14 protein-coding genes and 1 tRNA gene are annotated in these 17,133 nt (G+C 61.1%); 9 read left to right on the top strand and 6 right to left on the bottom strand.

What is annotated here, in order from left to right; translation table 11 throughout:
- Positions 1-82: 82 nt before the first annotated feature.
- The 5 genes from KF886_24510 (at position 83) to KF886_24490 (ending at position 4,184) form a co-directional block, all read left to right on the top strand.
- Positions 83-295 carry a hypothetical protein gene (locus tag KF886_24510; protein MBX3180523.1) on the top strand — a complete coding sequence of 71 codons (213 nt, stop codon included), beginning with the start codon at positions 83-85 and terminating at the stop codon, positions 293-295.
- Complete coding sequence (locus tag KF886_24505) at positions 288-530, top strand: type II toxin-antitoxin system RelE/ParE family toxin (protein ID MBX3180522.1); 243 nt, start codon at positions 288-290, stop codon at positions 528-530. The genes KF886_24510 and KF886_24505 overlap by 8 nt, the downstream gene beginning before the upstream one ends.
- Before the next feature lie 171 nt (positions 531-701).
- The gene (gene xylA / locus KF886_24500; protein MBX3180521.1) at positions 702-2,015 is read left to right on the top strand and encodes a xylose isomerase; all 1,314 of its coding nucleotides are present in this window, start codon (positions 702-704) and stop codon (positions 2,013-2,015) included.
- A 113-nt stretch (positions 2,016-2,128) separates the two neighbouring features.
- On the top strand, positions 2,129-2,902 hold the full coding sequence (locus KF886_24495; protein MBX3180520.1) for a hypothetical protein: 774 nt from the start codon (positions 2,129-2,131) through the stop codon (positions 2,900-2,902).
- Entirely contained in the window at positions 2,889-4,184 is a 1,296-nt protein-coding gene (locus KF886_24490; GenBank protein MBX3180519.1) for a hypothetical protein, read from the top strand. The genes KF886_24495 and KF886_24490 overlap by 14 nt, the downstream gene beginning before the upstream one ends.
- A gap of 92 nt (positions 4,185-4,276) precedes the next feature.
- Here KF886_24490 and KF886_24485 read toward each other — a convergent pair whose 3' ends face one another.
- Positions 4,277-4,816, bottom strand: a complete 540-nt coding sequence (locus tag KF886_24485) for a hypothetical protein (GenBank protein MBX3180518.1) — start codon at positions 4,814-4,816, stop codon at positions 4,277-4,279.
- Positions 4,817-5,207: 391 nt separating this feature from the next.
- Here KF886_24485 and KF886_24480 point away from each other — a divergent pair, with 391 nt between their 5' ends.
- Positions 5,208-6,494 carry a bifunctional methionine sulfoxide reductase B/A protein gene (locus KF886_24480; GenBank protein ID MBX3180517.1) on the top strand — a complete coding sequence of 429 codons (1,287 nt, stop codon included), beginning with the start codon at positions 5,208-5,210 and terminating at the stop codon, positions 6,492-6,494.
- Positions 6,495-6,869: 375 nt separating this feature from the next.
- Here KF886_24480 and KF886_24475 read toward each other — a convergent pair whose 3' ends face one another.
- From KF886_24475 to KF886_24460, 4 genes are all read right to left on the bottom strand, one after another.
- On the bottom strand, positions 6,870-7,859 hold the full coding sequence (locus tag KF886_24475) for a 2-hydroxyacid dehydrogenase (GenBank protein ID MBX3180516.1): 990 nt from the start codon (positions 7,857-7,859) through the stop codon (positions 6,870-6,872).
- A 246-nt stretch (positions 7,860-8,105) separates the two neighbouring features.
- Positions 8,106-8,606: a DMP19 family protein gene (locus tag KF886_24470; GenBank protein ID MBX3180515.1), complete on the bottom strand. Its 501-nt coding sequence runs from the start codon at positions 8,604-8,606 to the stop codon at positions 8,106-8,108.
- A 193-nt stretch (positions 8,607-8,799) separates the two neighbouring features.
- Positions 8,800-10,401, bottom strand: coding sequence for an RNA repair transcriptional activator RtcR (gene rtcR / locus KF886_24465; protein MBX3180514.1), 1,602 nt, complete (start codon positions 10,399-10,401; stop codon positions 8,800-8,802).
- 392 nt (positions 10,402-10,793) lie between these two features.
- A complete protein-coding gene (locus KF886_24460; GenBank protein MBX3180513.1) occupies positions 10,794-12,116 on the bottom strand; it encodes a Gfo/Idh/MocA family oxidoreductase in 1,323 nt (440 codons plus the stop codon).
- A gap of 133 nt (positions 12,117-12,249) precedes the next feature.
- Between KF886_24460 and KF886_24455 the strand changes: the two genes are divergently transcribed.
- From KF886_24455 to KF886_24445, 3 genes are all read left to right on the top strand, one after another.
- Positions 12,250-12,555 (top strand): hypothetical protein, encoded by a 306-nt coding sequence (locus KF886_24455; GenBank protein ID MBX3180512.1) that lies wholly within the window; start codon positions 12,250-12,252, stop codon positions 12,553-12,555.
- Between the two features lie 354 nt (positions 12,556-12,909).
- A tRNA-OTHER gene (locus KF886_24450) sits at positions 12,910-12,980 on the top strand.
- A gap of 866 nt (positions 12,981-13,846) precedes the next feature.
- A complete protein-coding gene (locus tag KF886_24445; protein MBX3180511.1) occupies positions 13,847-14,980 on the top strand; it encodes a slipin family protein in 1,134 nt (377 codons plus the stop codon).
- A 1,732-nt stretch (positions 14,981-16,712) separates the two neighbouring features.
- On the opposite strand, the gene KF886_24440 is transcribed toward KF886_24445, so the two are convergent.
- Positions 16,713-17,129, bottom strand: a complete 417-nt coding sequence (locus KF886_24440; GenBank protein MBX3180510.1) for a polymer-forming cytoskeletal protein — start codon at positions 17,127-17,129, stop codon at positions 16,713-16,715.
- Positions 17,130-17,133: the final 4 nt, after the last annotated feature.

The raw sequence follows: 17,133 nt of genomic DNA, 5'->3' as shown, positions 1-17,133 counted from the left end.
TGGAGCGACAACGTATCCGGGTTCCGGGCGCTGTTGGCGGCAACGGGATGCGCCTTACCAGGCGATCTGCAAGGATAATTCGATGTTGAATATTCAGATAGACAACCCAGAACTTGAGCGTTGCATCGAGGAGCGGTATGGTGGCGATATGGATTCGCTTGCGCGGGCCTTCTCAGTATTCCTCCACCACGAACGCGTTAAGCAGGACATTGGTGTTTCGATCGCTCAATTGGACGCTGGTGAGGGCATCCCGTTGACTACGGCCATGCGGGAAATTCGCGCAAAGTATGAATGAGCGACAGATAGTTTTTTCTCCCCGAGCCCGCGAGCGCATGGAAGAGATCGCAGACTATCTTTACGAACAACACCTTTCCGCGCCGTTCGTTGTGGCGTACCTCCAAAACATCAAGGACTGGCTGGAGAGACTACTTTGCGAGTTTCCAGATTCCGGGACGCCGACACCGGAGTATGGGGAGGGCATCCGGCGGGTTGTCTACCGAAAGCACAGCTTCCTGTACCGGGTAATCTGAACCACCATAGAGATTCTGACCGTATTTGGAGCGAATCTCCCCTGATGGGCATCACCACGCCACATCGCCGCTTCCATATCCTCGCCCCCGCCCGCTGGCAAAAACACGCGCCGGAGTGCTACGCTTCCCCAAGCCAACCGCAGTTTCCTGTATACGGAGGAGAGAAACACCATGGCGGAATTTTTTCCCGGCATCAAGAAAATTCGATACGAAGGCCCGGACAGCAAGAACCCGCTGGCCTTTAAGCACTACAAGGCGAGCCAGAAAATCCTCGGCAAGTCGATGGAGGACCACTTCCGCTTCGCTGTGTGCTACTGGCACACCTTCAAGGGCCTCGGCAACGACCCCTTCGGCGGGCCGACAATGATCCGCAGCTACGACAAGGCCGCGAGCGAGGACGCGATGATGGAGCAGACGATGGAGGCGGCCTTCGAGTTCTTCTCGAAGCTCGGCGTCCGCTTCTGGTGCTTCCACGATTCCGACATCGCGCCCGAGGGCGAGACCATCCTGGAGTCGCAGAAGCGCCTGGACAAGGTGGCGAAGCAGGCGAAGAAGCTGCAGAAGGAAACCGGCATCAAGCTCCTCTGGGGCACGTGCAACCTCTTCTCGCACCGCCGCTTCATGTCCGGCGCGGCCACCAATCCGGACCCGGCCATCTTCGCCTACGCCGGCGCCAAGGTGAAGAAGGCCCTCGAAGTCACGAAGTACCTCGGCGGCGAGGGCTACGTCTTCTGGGGCGGCCGCGAGGGCTACGAGACCCTCCTCAACACCGACATGGGCCGGGAACTCGACCACCTCGCGCGCTTCCTGCACATGGCCGTCGAGTATAAGGAAAAGATCCGGTTCAAGGGCCAGTTCTTCATCGAGCCGAAGCCCAAAGAGCCCACCAAGCACCAGTACGATTTCGACGCCGCCAGCTGCCACGCCTTCCTGATGAAGTATGGCCTCGTGGACCACCTCAAGCTCAATATCGAGGCAAACCACGCCACCCTGGCCGGCCACTCCTTCCTCCACGAGCTCGAATACGCCGCCGCGAACGGCCTCCTCGGCTCCGTGGACGCCAACCGCGGCGACGAGCTACTCGGCTGGGACACCGACCAGTTCCCGACCAACCTCTACGAGACCACGCTGGCGATGTACACCATCCTCAAGGCCGGTGGCTTCAAGGCGGGCGGCCTCAACTTCGACGCCAAGCTCCGCCGCCAGTCCATCGACCCCGAGGATCTCTTCCACGCGCACATCGGCGCGATGGACGCCTTCGCCCGCGGCCTCAAGGCCGCCGCCAGCATGCTCAAGGACGGCAAATTCGAAAAGGCCCGCCAGAAGCGCTACGCCGGCTGGGACACGCCCTTCGGAAAGAGCATCGAGTCCGGCGCATTGACCCTCGAGGATATGGAGGCCTATACCTTCGCCAACGGCGAACCCCAACCCCGCAGCGGGAAGCAGGAATACCTGGAAAACCTGCTGAACGAGTATATCGTTTAAAATTTATTGGTGTCTTAGTAACGCCGCAGGGTTCAAAATCTCGGGAACCCTGCGGCGTTTTCTTGTATGATAGCGAAAGGTAGTTGTCCTGTATCTCCTCAGGGAGTACCAGCATGCGTTTGCTCTGTCTTACACTTTGCGTTGTCTTCCCACCCCTGATGGCCGGTGCGGGTTTCTATCCATCGTTTCCCGAGGGATGGAAAGATCGCGCTGATCCCCGGTTTCAACCGCGAATCGAGGAGGTTGCACGGTCGCTCTCCTTTTTCCCGACAAAAGGCGATCTCCAGGATGCGCAATCCGCCTGGGGTCGCTGGGGGCCTGAAGCTATTCCCATTGTGCTGCGGTTGCGAAGTGCGCCCGATTGGTCATCGTTTCAACATGCGTTTACCGTCTTGCTTTGTATTTGTCCATTGGCGGAAGCGAGTACGGTCCGAGAATCGCTCTTCTACGACACGCTTCAGGGCGAAACGGGCCGCTTGCGCTCCACACGATCGACGCACAATTACTTGGCCGTTTTCACAAAGTACAACGCCCCCAAGGCCACGGAGCTCCTGCTCAACCTTGCCAATCAGGAAAACCCGCTGTTGCGATTGCTCTCGGCCTCCTGGTTGCAGCGACTTGGCGACAGGCACCGCCCGAAAGTCGATCAGATCCTCAATACCTATTACGATTCAGACGATATTGAGTTGCGAAAACGAGTTGTAGAGCTGCTGATGGCTCGAGTGACTCGCCAGGACTGTGCGCGCGCCTTGTCCATAGCCAAGACCATCTCCGCCGAGTACCACGCTACAATTGGAGCCCAAATTGCGAAGCTTGATGAGCAATTGCGTGCGGCGGAACCCATGCAAGATATTCTGGAACAGGAGGAGCGCTTTGCGGACAGGTAGTCAGTTTCTGATCGTGCTGATGCTGGCAAGCGTCACCGCCGCGATCTCCCAGACCGCGCTGGCGGTCGAGCGCACGGCGCCGGTTCAAGTCGATGATGCTGTGGGCAACCCAATAAAGAAAATAGCCGTCCACAAAGTGTCCCGGCGGAGAGGCGAGATCAATCCAGTATCGCTGGATAGCGGCAGCGGGCGCTATGACGTGCCCCTCAATTGCTGGATCGCCGCTCCGGGCATGAGCTGGCAACTGCTTCCCGCGACCCCCGTGGTATCCGACGAGGCCCCCCAACGCGTCATTCTCCTGCCCGAGAGTCCGCTGACTTTTCAGGCGGAAGACCGGTTCGGGAAACCGCTTCCCATTATGTACGTGACTCAGATTTTCCCCGACGGCCACCAGTGGAATAGCCATAACATACGGGCAGACCGGGATGCGCCCGAAGACCAGCTCATTATTCACACGCTACCGCCTGGTTGGTATGCATTCAGCATTAGCGCAGGGACAGACGAGCAGACCCACTCTACACGCGCCTTCGCCTTCTTGGAACCCGGCGTTCCGCTTACCAAGACGGTTCGTTTTGGCCCTCCCCAGGAAGGCAGTGGCGAATACCACCTTGAAGTGCTTCGCATGCGGAGAAAACCCCTATCCGAATTGTGGGAACAATTGACGCCCGATGCGCGCAAGGAGCTCTCAGACGCGGCGCTCGACCTCGCGGCTCAACTGCCCTGCTTTCTTGACTACCAGGACCATGTTCTCTACAGAATATTCGCCCTGAGCAAGGAAACGGCGGCGCTTCCGCACCTGGCGCGTATCTACCAGCAGACTCCAGTTCCATTTGCAAATGACCCCATCGACCGAAGATTTCCATTCGCCGTGGCGGAATTGGGCGGCAATGAGGCGATACCCTACCTGATGGAGGCCGCACGCAATCCCGATCTCAGTCACAAGCGCCGATCGCTCGCGGTCATCGCTATCAATCGAATTGGCACAGAGGAGAGCCTCGCCGCCTGGCGCGAACTCAGTGCCCCGTATCTCCCAAAAGAACGGCCCGCCGGTATTACTCATGCGGACGGGATGAAAAAGGCGCTGGAAATAACGCTGAACGCTATTCCGCAATCAAAAACCGAGCATATCCCAAAGATGGATTCGGCCGTGGTAGAAGAAGACTATCGCACGGGAAAAATGTCGGTAACGACCGAGCGCGGCCTCGCCATTGACGGGTACATATTGCGGAGATACGGCGAGGAGTGGCTGGTCGTGGATATTGAGTACGAGCTTCGTGTTTGATCGCAAGTTGCAAGCGGCGTTTTCACCCTTCGCCTCTTCGGGCCATGTAAGACTGGATAATTGCTATCCCTCCCCACCGCCGCGCGACTCGTCTACTGCGCAAAGTGCAACATCGTCCGATCCGGAGTCCCGAGCGCGGCGCGCAGGGTGGAGAGCGAAACCGGCAGCGCCACCGCGCTCCCCGCGCCCTTCGAAAGCCCGAATTCGCCGCGCATCACGTTCCCGCCGGGCGGCTGCCCCGCGGGCATGGCGCCGGCGTCGATCGACAGCCAGGTAAGGCGCCCGTTCTCGAACCGGTACTGCAGCAAGGCCCCCCGGCTGTCGTAGAGCGCGCCCTCGCCGGGCGAGCCGTGCGCGCCCCCGAGCAGTTCGGGCGTGAGGGACGCCAGGGGCATCGCCCGCTCCTCCACGTGAAGCGTGAACGCCGGGAGGGTGTCCGTGCCGTGCGGCGCCCGCCACAGGTACACGCGGTGATAGCGCGATCCGAAAAGGCCATCGGCGGCGCCGACAAATGTGAGGCCGCCCGGATACACCGCGCGGTGTTGCAGTGCGAGCCGGCAGCCGGCGGTCAGCGCTATCGCCAGCGCGGCAAGCACCGCCGCCGCGATGAGAACATTCCGCAATCCGCCCATGACGCCAAACCTCCCATGCCCCAATGGTTTCAGCCACCGCAATTCTTTAGCCGTCTGAAGTAGTCACCCTCGTCGCACCCAATGGTGGCGGCTATCGGTGATCGAACACCGTCATCCTCACGAAAGTGGGGATCCAGAGACCATGCAACGTTAACCTCGGAAACCCTCTGGATTCCCGCCTTCGCGGGAATGACGAATACATCCAGTGTAAGTAAGGCATCTCGTATCGGCGAACGCTTTACTTTTAGACGGCTAAAGTATTACCAGCCGCCCATGGCCGGGGGGGCGCGGTCCAAGCCGCAAACCCTTCCCGACATTGACCCTCCGGCGCACGGAATATAGAATAGTGCATGGAATGCAGCGCTCCACACAACCCCATGGAAACAACGCCATGAAACGATCAAACACCTTCTTTACCATCGGCGCGGGACTCGCCGTACTGGCCTTTGCCGCCGCCCAGTACTTCCTGCCCGGGGCCTCCACCCCGGCGGGCGCCGCGGGCGAACCTGTCCGCGGGAGTGAGGGCTCCCACAGCAAACGCTCCGTGAAGAATACGGACGTCCAGGGCGACGTCACCGTGCGCCTCTTCAGCGCGGACGGAACCCTCGGCGATCCCGTGCGCATTCCGGCGAAATTCCGCAGCGACGCGGAGTGGAAGAAGGAGCTCACCCCTGCGCAATTCCACATCCTCCGGGAAAAGGGCACGGAGCGCGCCTTCACCGGCGCCCTGCTCAAAAACAAGGATGAGGGCGTCTACACCTGCGCCGGCTGCAACCTGCCGCTGTTTGAATCGAACACGAAGTTCGAATCGGGCACGGGCTGGCCGAGTTTCTACGCGCCCATCGCGAAGGAAAACATCGTCGACGAGGAGGACACCTCCTATGGCATGGTGCGCACCGAAACCCTCTGCGCGCGGTGCGGCGGGCACCTGGGCCACGTCTTCAACGACGGCCCCGACCCGACCGGCCTGCGCTATTGCATGAATTCCGAGGCGCTGGGCTTCACCAGCAAGGACCAGCTGAACACCCTTATCGAGGAGGTGGCCGTGGCCGCGAACGATACCCCCGCAAAAGACCAAAAGGACGACACCCCCTGGCTTCCGCTACCGGAGAAGGATGTGCCCCTGGCCAATGAGCCGGGCGAGGCCAGAGCCATCTTCGCCGGCGGCTGCTTCTGGTGCACCGAGGGCGTGTTCGAGGAGCTCGACGGTGTGAAAGCCGTAATCTCCGGCTACACCGGCGGCGACCCGGCCCGCGCCAATTACAAGGCCGTCACCACTGGAACCACGGGCCACGCCGAGGCCATCGAAATCATCTACGACCCCGCCAAACTCACCTACGGCCAGCTGCTGCGGGTCTTCTTTACGACCCACGACCCCACCACCCTCAACCGCCAGGGACCCGACACCGGCACGCAGTACCGCTCGGCCATCTTCTACCAGGACGAAGAAGAAAAAGCCCGCGCCGAAGCCTACATCGCCCAGCTGAACGCCTCCGGCAAGTTCAGCCGTCCCATCGTCACCACCCTCGAGCCCCTCACGGAATTCTTTACCGCCGAGGACTACCACCAGGACTACCTGAAGCACAACCCGAACCAGCCCTACATCCAGTTCAACGCCGTGCCGAAGGTCCAGAAGCTCAAGAAAATGCTGGAGGCCGATAAGAAGAAATCGCCGTAAGGCGGAATAGCAACGGCGCAATTCCTCGTCCAGCCTTAACTCCGCGCTGCCTGAAAACGGAGGTTACGCATCCCACCCCGGCGCGTATTCGGCCCCGCGTGTCCCAATCCGCACGCCTTTGAGCGCCCCAGTCTACGCTCAAGAGTTTGGGACACTGCATTACCACAACTGCTTCACACAAACCAGATTACGCCATTCCCAAACAAGGAAGCGTCAAAGGCTGGGAGCGCAGGCGTCCCCGCCTGCCAGGCGGCGAAGCCGCCGTCTATTATCATCCATAACGCACGCCGCAATGTGGCATGTTCGCCTGCGCCACAACGCCTACGAGCGGCAACCCGCGACAAATCGCATCAGTGTGCGCCCAACCCCAAACCCCTACCGCACCGCATTATCGCAGGCGCCCGTCGCTTCAAACTGGGTGATGTTGCCCAGGGTCGTCTCCGCGATGTTGGACAGGGCCTCTTCCGTGAAGAACGCCTGGTGACCGGTGACCAGCACGTTGGGAAAGGTCAGCAGGCGGGCAAAGACATCGTCCTGGATAATCTCGCCGGAAAGATCCGAGAAGAAGAGCGACTCTTCCTCTTCGTACACGTCGATGCCGAAATAGCCGATCTGGCCCGACTTCAGCCCGGCGATTACGTCCGCCGTGTTGATCAGACGGCCGCGGCTGGTATTGATCAGCATCACGCCCCACTTCATCTGCGCGATCGCCTCGCTATCGATCAGGTGGCGCGTCTCCCGCGTCAGCGGGCAATGCAGCGAAATTACATCCGAAGCGCGGTAGAGCGCCGGGAGATCCGTATACTTCACACCCGCCGCAACAAGTTCCGGATCCTCGCGCTGATCATGCGCCAGAACGCGGCACCCCAGCGCCTGCATGACGGTGGCCACACGCGCGCCGATCTTGCCCGTCCCGATAATCCCGGCGGTGCGCCCGTGGAAGTCGAAGCCCAGCAGCCCCTCCAGCTCCAGGTTCCCGTCCCGCACGCGGTTGTAGGCCCGCACAATCCGGCGGTTCAGCGCCAGCATAAGCGCCAGCGTGTGCTCCGCCACCGCATGGGGCGAATAGGCCGGCACGCGAACCACCGTGATCCCGTGCTGCTCGGCCGCCGCCAGGTCGACATGGTTAAAGCCCGCGCAGCGCAGGGCCAGGAGCCGCACCCCGCGCGACGCCAGGGCCGCCAGCGCCCCCGCGTCCGGCTCGTCGTTCACAAAGACACAGGCGGCGTCGCACCCCTCCGCCAGAACCGCCGTACGCTCGGTCAGCTTCGGCTCCAGGTACACCAACTCATGCTTGAACCGCGTATTGTGGCTGTCGAAGAACCGCCGCGTATACGTTTTCGAACTGAACACCGCAACCCGCATGCCCGCACTCCTTTTCTCTCGCGCCGGCGCAACGACCGCAGCGCCTCACCTCCGGGGGGGTCCCGTGACACCGTTTGAAGCGCGCCGCGCCTTTCTTAATATATCCCGGGATTCCGCCATGCGGTGTTTTAAGTCTCCACGTCCATGAAGACTCACCAGGCGCCCCCTTCAAGCTCCGAGGCTTCGAGTTGTCTTTCCGTTCCTGACGCGCCGGTCCCTTGTTAAATCGCACATAGGTACCTCCCGCTACTTGCCCGACGCATCAAGATTCTCCACCGTTACATCCGGATGTTTCCGAATGAACTCCTCCAGCAAATCGCTCAATCCGTCTTCGTATCGGTAAAACTCGCCATCTAGCGCGTTGAATGCGTCGCTGACCGACTTCGATTCCGTAATCTTCAACAGCACCTCCTGTCGCTTGAGACGGTCCGCCGGGACTTCTCCGCCCGGAAATTGCGACATCGCCGAACGCAGCATCCGGTGGCAGTTTTCCGCTCCGACCTCGTCGAGATAGCCCAGAATCTCCTCGCACTGGTCGCCGAGGGAATTGAAGAAGAACTGGTCAAAGCCGCCGTTGTGAATCTCGTTGTCGAAGTTCCACAAAACGAATACCAGCCGCGCTTCCCGTGACAAACGCTCGAGGTGTTCCGTAAAGCCATCGCTCTCGTACCATACCAACTGATGCGCTATATCGAAGAGCATACCGGCCGGGGCAGTGTCCGCCGCCAGCTCCCTAAACGTGGCCATTGCTGTGTTACCTTCTCATTTAGTTCAAGTCCTTGAATCACCAGAAAAGTGCATTCTATTTGAGTGCCGGCCCACAATCCAGCCCAATCTGTTCCAGTTCCTTCCCAACCCTATCCGCGTCAAGCACACGTTCCGCTCCGCCCGTGAAACAGCAAAGCCGACTCATCTTTGCGCCCTCTGCGTTCTTTCGCGGCTACCCAACCACCCTCTTCCAATCCAACCCAAACTTCGCCAGATACTTCCCCAACCGGTCCGCGTCATTGGTCGATTTCCGCTTCGTCCGCGACACCGCGAACAACTTCCGCCCCGCCTCGGAGAGATTCCGGCTTTCCCGGCACACACGGATCACCTCCGCCAACTGTACCCGATCAAAGGGGTCAATCTCTTCCACGGCCTCGGCTCCCAGCACGTGCTCCAACCGTTCACTGGCCTCATCGCGCCGCGGCGGATTCCAATCGCGCCGCAGGCGGTCGAGTTCCCGCTGCACTTCGGCCACTGTAATGCGCCCGCCCTGCGCCAGCGTCGCCATGCGCGTGATCGCCGCCCCCAGATCGCGGAAATTGCCGTTCCATTGCCCCTCGGGCCCCGTGGCGAACTTCAGGAACTGGCTGAGCGCCTCCCTGCTGAACTGCACATGGCTCCCCCGCCGCTGCGCCGTCTGATCCAATTCGTAGTCGATGTTCGGCGCAATATCCTCCTTGCGCTCTCGTAGCCCCGGCAGGCGGAAAGACCACAGATTAATCCGCGCCATCAAATCCTCCCGGAAACGCCCCTCCGCCACCCGCGCAACCAGGTCACGGTTGCTCCCGCAAATCAGTTGAAAATCGCTCTCCACCGGCACATCCGCGCCCACGGGAAGGAAACGCTTCTCTTCAATGGCCTGCAGGAGCATCGCCTGCTCGTCCATGCCCAACTCCCCCACTTCATCCAGAAAGAGCAGCCCCTTGTTCGCGGTCCTCAGCAAACCCGGCCGGTCCGTGGTGGCCCCCGTGAATCCGCCGCGTTTGTGGCCGAACAGCGTCGCCATCGCCGTGTCCCCGCGCAGCGTGGCGCAGTTCACCGAAACAAGCGGCCCCTGCAGGCGCTGCCGCAGCCGTTTTAACGCGTAGATCTGGCGCGCCAGTTGTGATTTGCCCGCGCCCGTGGGCCCGCTGAGCAGGATCGGCTGACGGCTGTGCACCGCCACCTGCTCCACCTCGTCGATGAGCGCGTTGAACGCCGCGTTTCGTGTCTGGATGCCCGATTTCAGCAGCGAAACGTCATCCCGCTGGTCCTGCTTGAAGCGCTTGGCCAGTTGATCGTACTTCGAGAGGTCCAGGTCGATAATATCGTAGTTCCCCGGACTCCGCGGCGCCGCCCCGCGCCCGGGACTCGTCTGCACCAGGCGCCCGGGGATATAACGCGCCTCGGTGAGCAGGAAGAGGCAAATCTGCGCCACGTGCGTACCGGTGGTCAGGTGGACGAGGTACTCCTCCTTGTCCGTATCGAAGGGATAGCTTCGCGCGAAGTCGTGCAGCATCGCGTAGACCTCCACGAAGTCCCACGGGTCATCGCAGTGGGCGTCGTGAAAGGTCACCTCGGTATCGGGCGACGCCTCCTGAATATCCCGCCGCACCCGATTCGCCGTGCGGTAGTGCGCCTGCTCCGTCAACAGGTCCAGCCGCGCCACGGGCAGCCCCGCCTGACGGCAGAGATCCACCGAAGGCCGCCACTTCTCCCAGCGCTTCTCCGAACGCCCCACCCGATCCAGGATCGTTCCCAGAAACCCGATTACCACGTTTTTCTTTTTCGCCATGGGTATATCCCGCTATAGAATTCGCTAGGGACTGGATACGAGCAGCTTAGCCGGACAGGGGGGCGTAGTCAACAATGCTGGGCTTAATCGGCGTAGGTTGTCCGGTGGCCGCAATCAGCAAATATCGCCAACACGAAGGAACGGAGCGTACGAAGCAGAAAGAGATCTTTAGCCTCCGAAATCTTCAAGCGCTCAAATAAGAGCCTTTTGCGCTCTTTGCGTTCTATGCGGTTTCAAGAAATTAAGGGACCGGTAGCGCCAACCGCCATAAGCCCGTTATAGCAATCTTTCAGGATCGGGCAAAGCGTCCTTGATCGCCCGTGGAGGCGGCCCGTAGCAGGATTGCTTCACCTTTGCCGCACAGCCGTACGCTTCGAATGAATAGTAACCGCCTACACTTCGGGCAATAGCCACGGCGCGCGATACTCGGGCCGTGTGCGCAGGGCGTTGGCCTCGTTGTCGTCTATGAAGGTTTCCGACGCGGCGTCGAGCGTCAACTGACGGCCGAGGCGGGCGGAAATGTTGCCGGCGTGGCACAGCACGGAGGCCGGGTGGCCTACGGTTTCCAGATCGCAGTAGGGCCGGTTGCGCGACTTCACGCAGTCGATGAAATCCTGCACGTGGGGGCGCTCGTGGCTGTCGCCTTCGACGAGCTTGATCTGCTCGCGGCCTTCGAAGGCCCGCCAGCCGTTGTTGCCGATTTCGATGTAGCCGTTGTCCCCGTATACGGCGGCCCCTTCGCCCAGCCCATTCATGGGGTAGGGCGACCATATGCGCATTTCGTAGGTCAGTAACTTGGGGAATGCCCCTTCGTATTCGTAGTTGACCTGGAGCGTGTCGGGGAACTCCTGCATGTCGTCGAAGTACCACTTGCCGCCGCTGGCCGTAATCTTCCGCGGCATACCGAGGGATTCGTCGCCCTGGGCTTCGCAGGCGGCGTTCAGCAGGGCCACCGCCATGTCGAGACGATGCACGCCATCATTGCCCAGGTCGCCCGTGCCATAGTCGTAGAACCAGCGCCAGTTGCCGTGAAAACGGCGCGGGTTGAAGGGGCGCTTCGGCGCGCCGCCCAGCCACATGTCGTAGTCGACGCCTTCGGGCGGCGCTTCATCCGGAATGTGGCCAATCGAACCCTGCCGCGTGCTTTCCCAGGCCTTCGCCACCAGGCAGCGTCCCAATGCGCCGCTCCTGACATATTCAATGGCCGATTGCAGGCGCTCGGTTGCGCGGTGTTGCGATCCCATCTGGACAATGCGGCTGTGCTTGCGCATGGCGGCCACCATCCGCTGGCCTTCCACCATGTTGTGGCCGTCCGGCTTCTCGACGTAGACGTCCTTGCCCGCCATGCAGGCCAGGATGGTGGGGATGGCGTGCCAGTGGTCGGGCGTTCCGATGACCAGTGCGTCGATCGTCGGGTCGTCGATGATCTTGCGGAAATCGCCCGTCGTCCAGGGCTTGGACCCCTGGCGCTGTTCCACTTCGCTAACCGCTTCAGGAATACGCCGGCTGTCGATATCGGCGATGGCCACGACGTCCGCGTAGGGGCTTTCGGAAAAGGTCTTCAGCAGGCCCATGGCGCGCCCGCCCGCACCCATGACACACACCTGCAACCGCTCGCTGGCTGGCGCCTTCTCAACGGCCCCGGCGGCAAGTGGATGCAGCGTTGATGCGATTCCGGCGGCGGTGGTTGTACGTAAGAAGGTTCTTCGATCCATTTCCCTGCTCCTCGCTCTTGGAGATCCGTGCACAAACATCTGACGGACATTCTGGCAATTTTTCGCCGCGATGTCGAGTGGGAGACGGGCGGACGCGGTCAACGCTGTGCCATCCGCTTCGCGGAATTGAGACATGCATACCGAATGGCGGAATGGGCGCCTGGGAACAGTACTTGGAACCGCAGCCAAGAGAAATTCCTCCGCCCCGAAGGCCTCAACGCAGACGCTGGCCTCAACGAAGCTGTCGTACGACGAATACAAACAGATTGGCGCGAAGAAGAACATCCGTGTCATCGGTGTAATCCGTGGTCGAAAAACATGGACCACGGAAATGGGCGAAAAGAATCTCGTTGGTGAACCTCTCCCGCACCACATTCTCATCCATTCTTCCATATTATATTTTCTTCTAAATATTGCTATTTTTTGTGCGTCGCTTTGAGACATCCTTCATACATGTCAAGGTCCGCATACGACTTGTAACTCTTTTATTGAAAACGCTTTGAGAGCACAGGCTTCCAGTCGGTGACAAGCTTGGCATGCTCCGTGCTCTGAAGACGGCGTCGCGAGCGCGGCCTGGGTGGCCCGCAGGGCTACGCATACAATTGAATCAAGTTTCCCCATCGGGTCCGCAATGCCGGAAGGTACGCATGGCCAGGTGGGCAGCTTGCCTCCAGAAAGGGGGCAAGCTTCGTCTGCTGACGCCCCGAGACCGGCGGCGCGGTTTGCCCATCGCTTCGGCGTGCTCGGCCGGCCGCGTTCCGTGTACGGGTTCTGAATCTCTGGTGTCAGGTTGGGAAAGACGGCGCAAGGTGCGCCAGGCAACTGCCGTTGCCGTGGCAGGTTCGATTCCTGCTCTTTCCGCCACGGGTAGCTCAGTTGGTTAGAGCATCGGTTTGAAGAACCGAGAGTCGCGGGTTCGATTCCCGCCCCACACGCCTGGAAAGCGTGACGCCCCGCATGGGGCTCCAGAGCAAACACCCGGAAGGGAGCGGGCGGCATTCGGGCCAGCCAGCCTGTTGGTTTCGCCGCTTCATGGCGGCTCGGGCTCTTCGGAGCCCGGGTGCGTTGTGATGGGCGGGTCATCAGGCGGCGGCATCGAAAGCGCTTTGCGGCGTGTGGATTCCGCCGCACGTGAAACCGCGGGACATCCGCGCCCGGTGCGCATACGCGCACGGGAATCGGATGAAAGGCGGGACCAACAGGCCGCGCGCCCCTCCGGGTGCGCGGGTAACGTGCGGCTTAAGCAACGCCCCGCGCGGACGGTGTGGCCCCGGATGCCCGCCTGCTCCCCGAAGGGACAGAAACATTCAGACGAACGAAACCGTCATTCCCGCGAAAGGGGCCGTCGACTTACTGAACTCACCCTACACTATGGAAGGAATGAGCAGATCCGTCATCCCCGCGAACGCGGGGATCCAGCAACGCGAACGCACAAACCTCCGAAATCCATTGGATTCCCGCTTTCGCGGGAATGACGCTGTAGGACAGCAGCACAAACTTGTAGGTTTTGAGGCGTCCGCACCAGTTAATTCGACAGCCCGTGAACGCGGGGTTCCAGAGACGCGGGCACGCAAACCGTGGAACTCCACTGGATTCCCGCGTGCGCGGGAATGACGGACACAAGCACTGATACGAATTTCCTTTGTTCGCGGCTTACGGAGTCACAAGATTGGCCCTAGGCGTTCGCGAGGCATAAAGAGTTTACATCGCAGCATAGAGGAGGAAACACCATGATTCGACTGATCAAGAACATCAAGAACCGCCTGTGGAAGCGCGTACACGTCCCGAAGCACTGCTTCGGCCTGCGCATCGACGAAGGCGAATTCACGGGTATCGTGGAGCCGGGCGTGTACCACATGTTCGACCCGATGAACCGGATCACGGTGGACCTGGTAAAGGAGCGGGACGCATTCGTGCGCCACCCGCAGTTGGATGTGATCGTGAAGGCCGGTGTATTGGACAACCGGGCGCTGGTGCTCGACCTGGCGGACGGCGAGCGCGCGCTGGTGACGGTAAACGGCCGTCTCCACGGCGTGCTGGCCGCCGGACAGTACGCCCTGCCGAACACCTTTAACCAGGTCAAGGCGGAGATCATCACCACGGAGAAGGTGCGCTTTGAGCACCCGAACCTGGAGACGATCCTGGCGGACAGCGCCGCGGGACTCGTCTTCAACAAGCAGGACGTAACCGAAGGGCATGTGGGCCTGTTCTACCTGAACGGGACCTTCCAGGAAATCCTGAAGCCCGGACGCTACGCCTTCTTCAAGGGCGCCGGTGCGGTGAAGCTGCTCATGGTCGACCTGCGCGAGCGGGTGCTTGACGTGGGCGGCCAGGAAATCATGACCGAGGACAAGGTAACGCTGCGGCTGAACGTCGTGGCGACCTGCAAGGTTGTGAACGCGCGGCTGTTTGCCGAGGTGGCGGAAGACGCCATTCAGGCGCTGTACCGCGACGCGCAGCTGGCCCTCCGGGCGACCGTGGGCGCGCGGACCCTGGATGCGCTGCTGGCGGAGAAGGACACCGTCACGGATGAACTGGCGGAAGCGTCGCGCAAGCGCGCCAAGGCCCTCGGTATCGATGTCATGAGCGTCGGTATCCGCGACATCATCCTGCCGGGCGATATGCGCGATCTGATGAACCGGGTCACGGAGGCCAGGAAGGCCGCCGAGGCGAACTTCATCGCGCGGCGCGAAGAGACGGCCGCCATGCGCAGCCAGGCGAACACGGCGAAGCTCATCGAGAGCAACCCGACGCTCATGCGCCTGCGCGAGCTTGAGGTCCTCGAAAAGATCGCGGGCCACGCCAAGCTCAGCGTGGTGCTGGGCGAAAAGGGCCTGGCGGACCGCGTGGTCAACCTGTTGTAAAGAGGGCTGTGGCACACGAAAGGCCCCCGGCGGTGGCGACACCGCCGGGGGCTTGATTGTGTTGTCGGACCTTATATCGTCAAACGTCACAGCGCGCCGAAACGGACAGCCCACCCCTACCGGCGTCTCGCGCTCGGCGGTTGAAATACACAAAGCACGATAAGCGCGAGTCCGAGCAGAAACAGATCGCCCAGACGCTCCGTGAAACCACGTGATTTCGACCACAGCGGACACCCCGCTCCCTCTCCTTCCCCTTCTCCCTCGCCTTCACCCTCGCCCTCTCCTTCACCCTCGCCTTCACCTTCACCTTCACCTTCACCTTCACCCTCGCCTTCACCTTCACCCTCACCCTCTCCCTCACCTTCTCCCTCACCTTCTCCCTCACCTTCACCCTCGCCTTCACCTTCACCCTCACCTTCTCCCTCACCCTCACCCTCACCCTCACCCTCACCCTCACCTTCACCCTCACCTTCACCCTCACCTTCTCCCTCACCTTCTCCCTCACCTTCTCCCTCACCCTCACCTTCACCTTCTCCTTCACCTTCTCCTTCTCCTTCACCTTCACCTTCTCCTTCTCCTTCTCCTTCTCCTTCTCCAGAACGATCTGGCGTCATGAACAATTCGGCGAACTCAATCGGATTCACCGCATTAATCGTGGCTTCCGCCGCAGCGTACGCCGCCGCGATTGCCGTAACGGTGTAACTGTCCGGCGGAATCGCGGCAAACACATAGATTCCATCCACATTCCGCGTCCGATTGGGTAGTCCGCCCCCAAGGGAGACGGTCGCATTTTCGACGGACTCAAGCGTAATTTCGTCCGTCAGTTGAAGCACGAGGGTCGTCGTCAATATCCCGCCCCCGCCGACCCGCGAGTCGATCTGAACATTCGGCGATACGCGCGCCACAATATCATCCCGGGTCTTGGACCCTTCCCAGTCGTTGACGTGCGCGAGCAGATCCAGGGTCTCCGGAGTCCGTTCCGTGAGTCCCGTGTCTATCACCAGTCCCACGCCACCGTTTATTTCCGACATCACGAACGTATTCAGCCCGGAGCCCTCGATGTCGTCCTTGAATCCGAGCAGCGGATATTGCGTATCGCCCGGTGGCGGACTCGCCGGCGCCACGATAAGCACCGCGGGCCCCGAAACCCGGTCGAAGCGGCACCGCGTTACATTTGCGTCCGTATGGCCCGCGCGGATGCCCGTCCCCAGATCCTCGAAGCGGCACGCCACAAATCGAGACCCAAGCGTTCCTTCTCCGTCAATATCCACACCGGTGACCGTGAGCGTACCGGGAGCGCGAAAATCGACGTGCGCCGCCTGAATACGGGTATCGCGCACCCGCAACAGCACCGTATCGTCCGGCGCGTCTTCCGGCGCTTCGATCGTAAGGTTGCGCAGGAAATGAATGCTTTCGGCGCCATTGTCCGCGGTAACAATCGCAGTTCCCGCGCCAAGTAGTGTTGAATCGGGCGCGATCCGTGTCGCCGCGGCGTCATTTCGAACCGAACCATGCAGTGACACCCCGGGTGGCAAGACGACACGCTCCACATACGCACCCGCCTCCAGCACAATCACGATCGGACGCGCAGCCGATGCACAATTCCCAATCTGCTGAACGGCGAAGTTGATTGTGGCCCACGGATGGCCAATGGTCCCGTCGCCGGACATATCGCTACCGTTTTCGCTGGAGATGTATATCGTATCGCCAAGTTGCGACAATGCCTCGCAGTCTATTCCGGTCTCGCCCTCACCCTCGCCCTCGCCCTCGCCCTCGCCTTCACCCTCACCCTCACCCTCACCCTCGCCTTCACCCTCGCCCTCGCCCTCGCCCTCACCTTCACCTTCACCTTCACCCTCGCCCTCGCCTTCACCCTCGCCCTCACCTTCACCCTCGCCCTCACCTTCACCCTCACCCTCGCCTTCACCCTCGCCCTCACCTTCACCCTCACCCTCGCCTTCACCCTCACCTTCGCCCTCACCTTCCCCCTCACCTTCACCTTCACCCTCACCTTCACCCTCGCCTTCACCCTCGCCCTCACCTTCACCCTCACCCTCGCCTTCACCTTCACCCTCGCCTTCACCCTCGCCCTCACCTTCACCCTCACCCTCGCCTTCACCCTCACCCTCACCCTCACCCTCACCCTCACCCTC

This window comes from Candidatus Hydrogenedentota bacterium, from assembly GCA_019637335.1.
GTDB lineage: Bacteria > Hydrogenedentota > Hydrogenedentia > Hydrogenedentales > JAEUWI01 > JAEUWI01.
This window is presented reverse-complemented; position numbering and strand designations above follow the sequence as displayed.

What these genes read in the sequence shown, in the direction of transcription:
- KF886_24510 (MBX3180523.1), top strand. Translation starts at nt 83, where the DNA reads ATGTTGAATATTCAGATAGACAACCCAGAACTTGAGCGTTGCATCGAG.
- KF886_24505 (MBX3180522.1), top strand. Translation starts at nt 288, where the DNA reads ATGAATGAGCGACAGATAGTTTTTTCTCCCCGAGCCCGCGAGCGCATG.
- xylA (MBX3180521.1), top strand. Translation starts at nt 702, where the DNA reads ATGGCGGAATTTTTTCCCGGCATCAAGAAAATTCGATACGAAGGCCCG.
- KF886_24495 (MBX3180520.1), top strand. Translation starts at nt 2,129, where the DNA reads ATGCGTTTGCTCTGTCTTACACTTTGCGTTGTCTTCCCACCCCTGATG.
- KF886_24485 (MBX3180518.1), bottom strand. Translation starts at nt 4,816, where the DNA reads ATGGGCGGATTGCGGAATGTTCTCATCGCGGCGGCGGTGCTTGCCGCG.
- KF886_24480 (MBX3180517.1), top strand. Translation starts at nt 5,208, where the DNA reads ATGAAACGATCAAACACCTTCTTTACCATCGGCGCGGGACTCGCCGTA.
- KF886_24475 (MBX3180516.1), bottom strand. Translation starts at nt 7,859, where the DNA reads ATGCGGGTTGCGGTGTTCAGTTCGAAAACGTATACGCGGCGGTTCTTC.
- KF886_24470 (MBX3180515.1), bottom strand. Translation starts at nt 8,606, where the DNA reads ATGGCCACGTTTAGGGAGCTGGCGGCGGACACTGCCCCGGCCGGTATG.
- rtcR (MBX3180514.1), bottom strand. Translation starts at nt 10,401, where the DNA reads ATGGCGAAAAAGAAAAACGTGGTAATCGGGTTTCTGGGAACGATCCTG.
- KF886_24460 (MBX3180513.1), bottom strand. Translation starts at nt 12,116, where the DNA reads ATGGATCGAAGAACCTTCTTACGTACAACCACCGCCGCCGGAATCGCA.
- KF886_24455 (MBX3180512.1), top strand. Translation starts at nt 12,250, where the DNA reads ATGCATACCGAATGGCGGAATGGGCGCCTGGGAACAGTACTTGGAACC.
- KF886_24445 (MBX3180511.1), top strand. Translation starts at nt 13,847, where the DNA reads ATGATTCGACTGATCAAGAACATCAAGAACCGCCTGTGGAAGCGCGTA.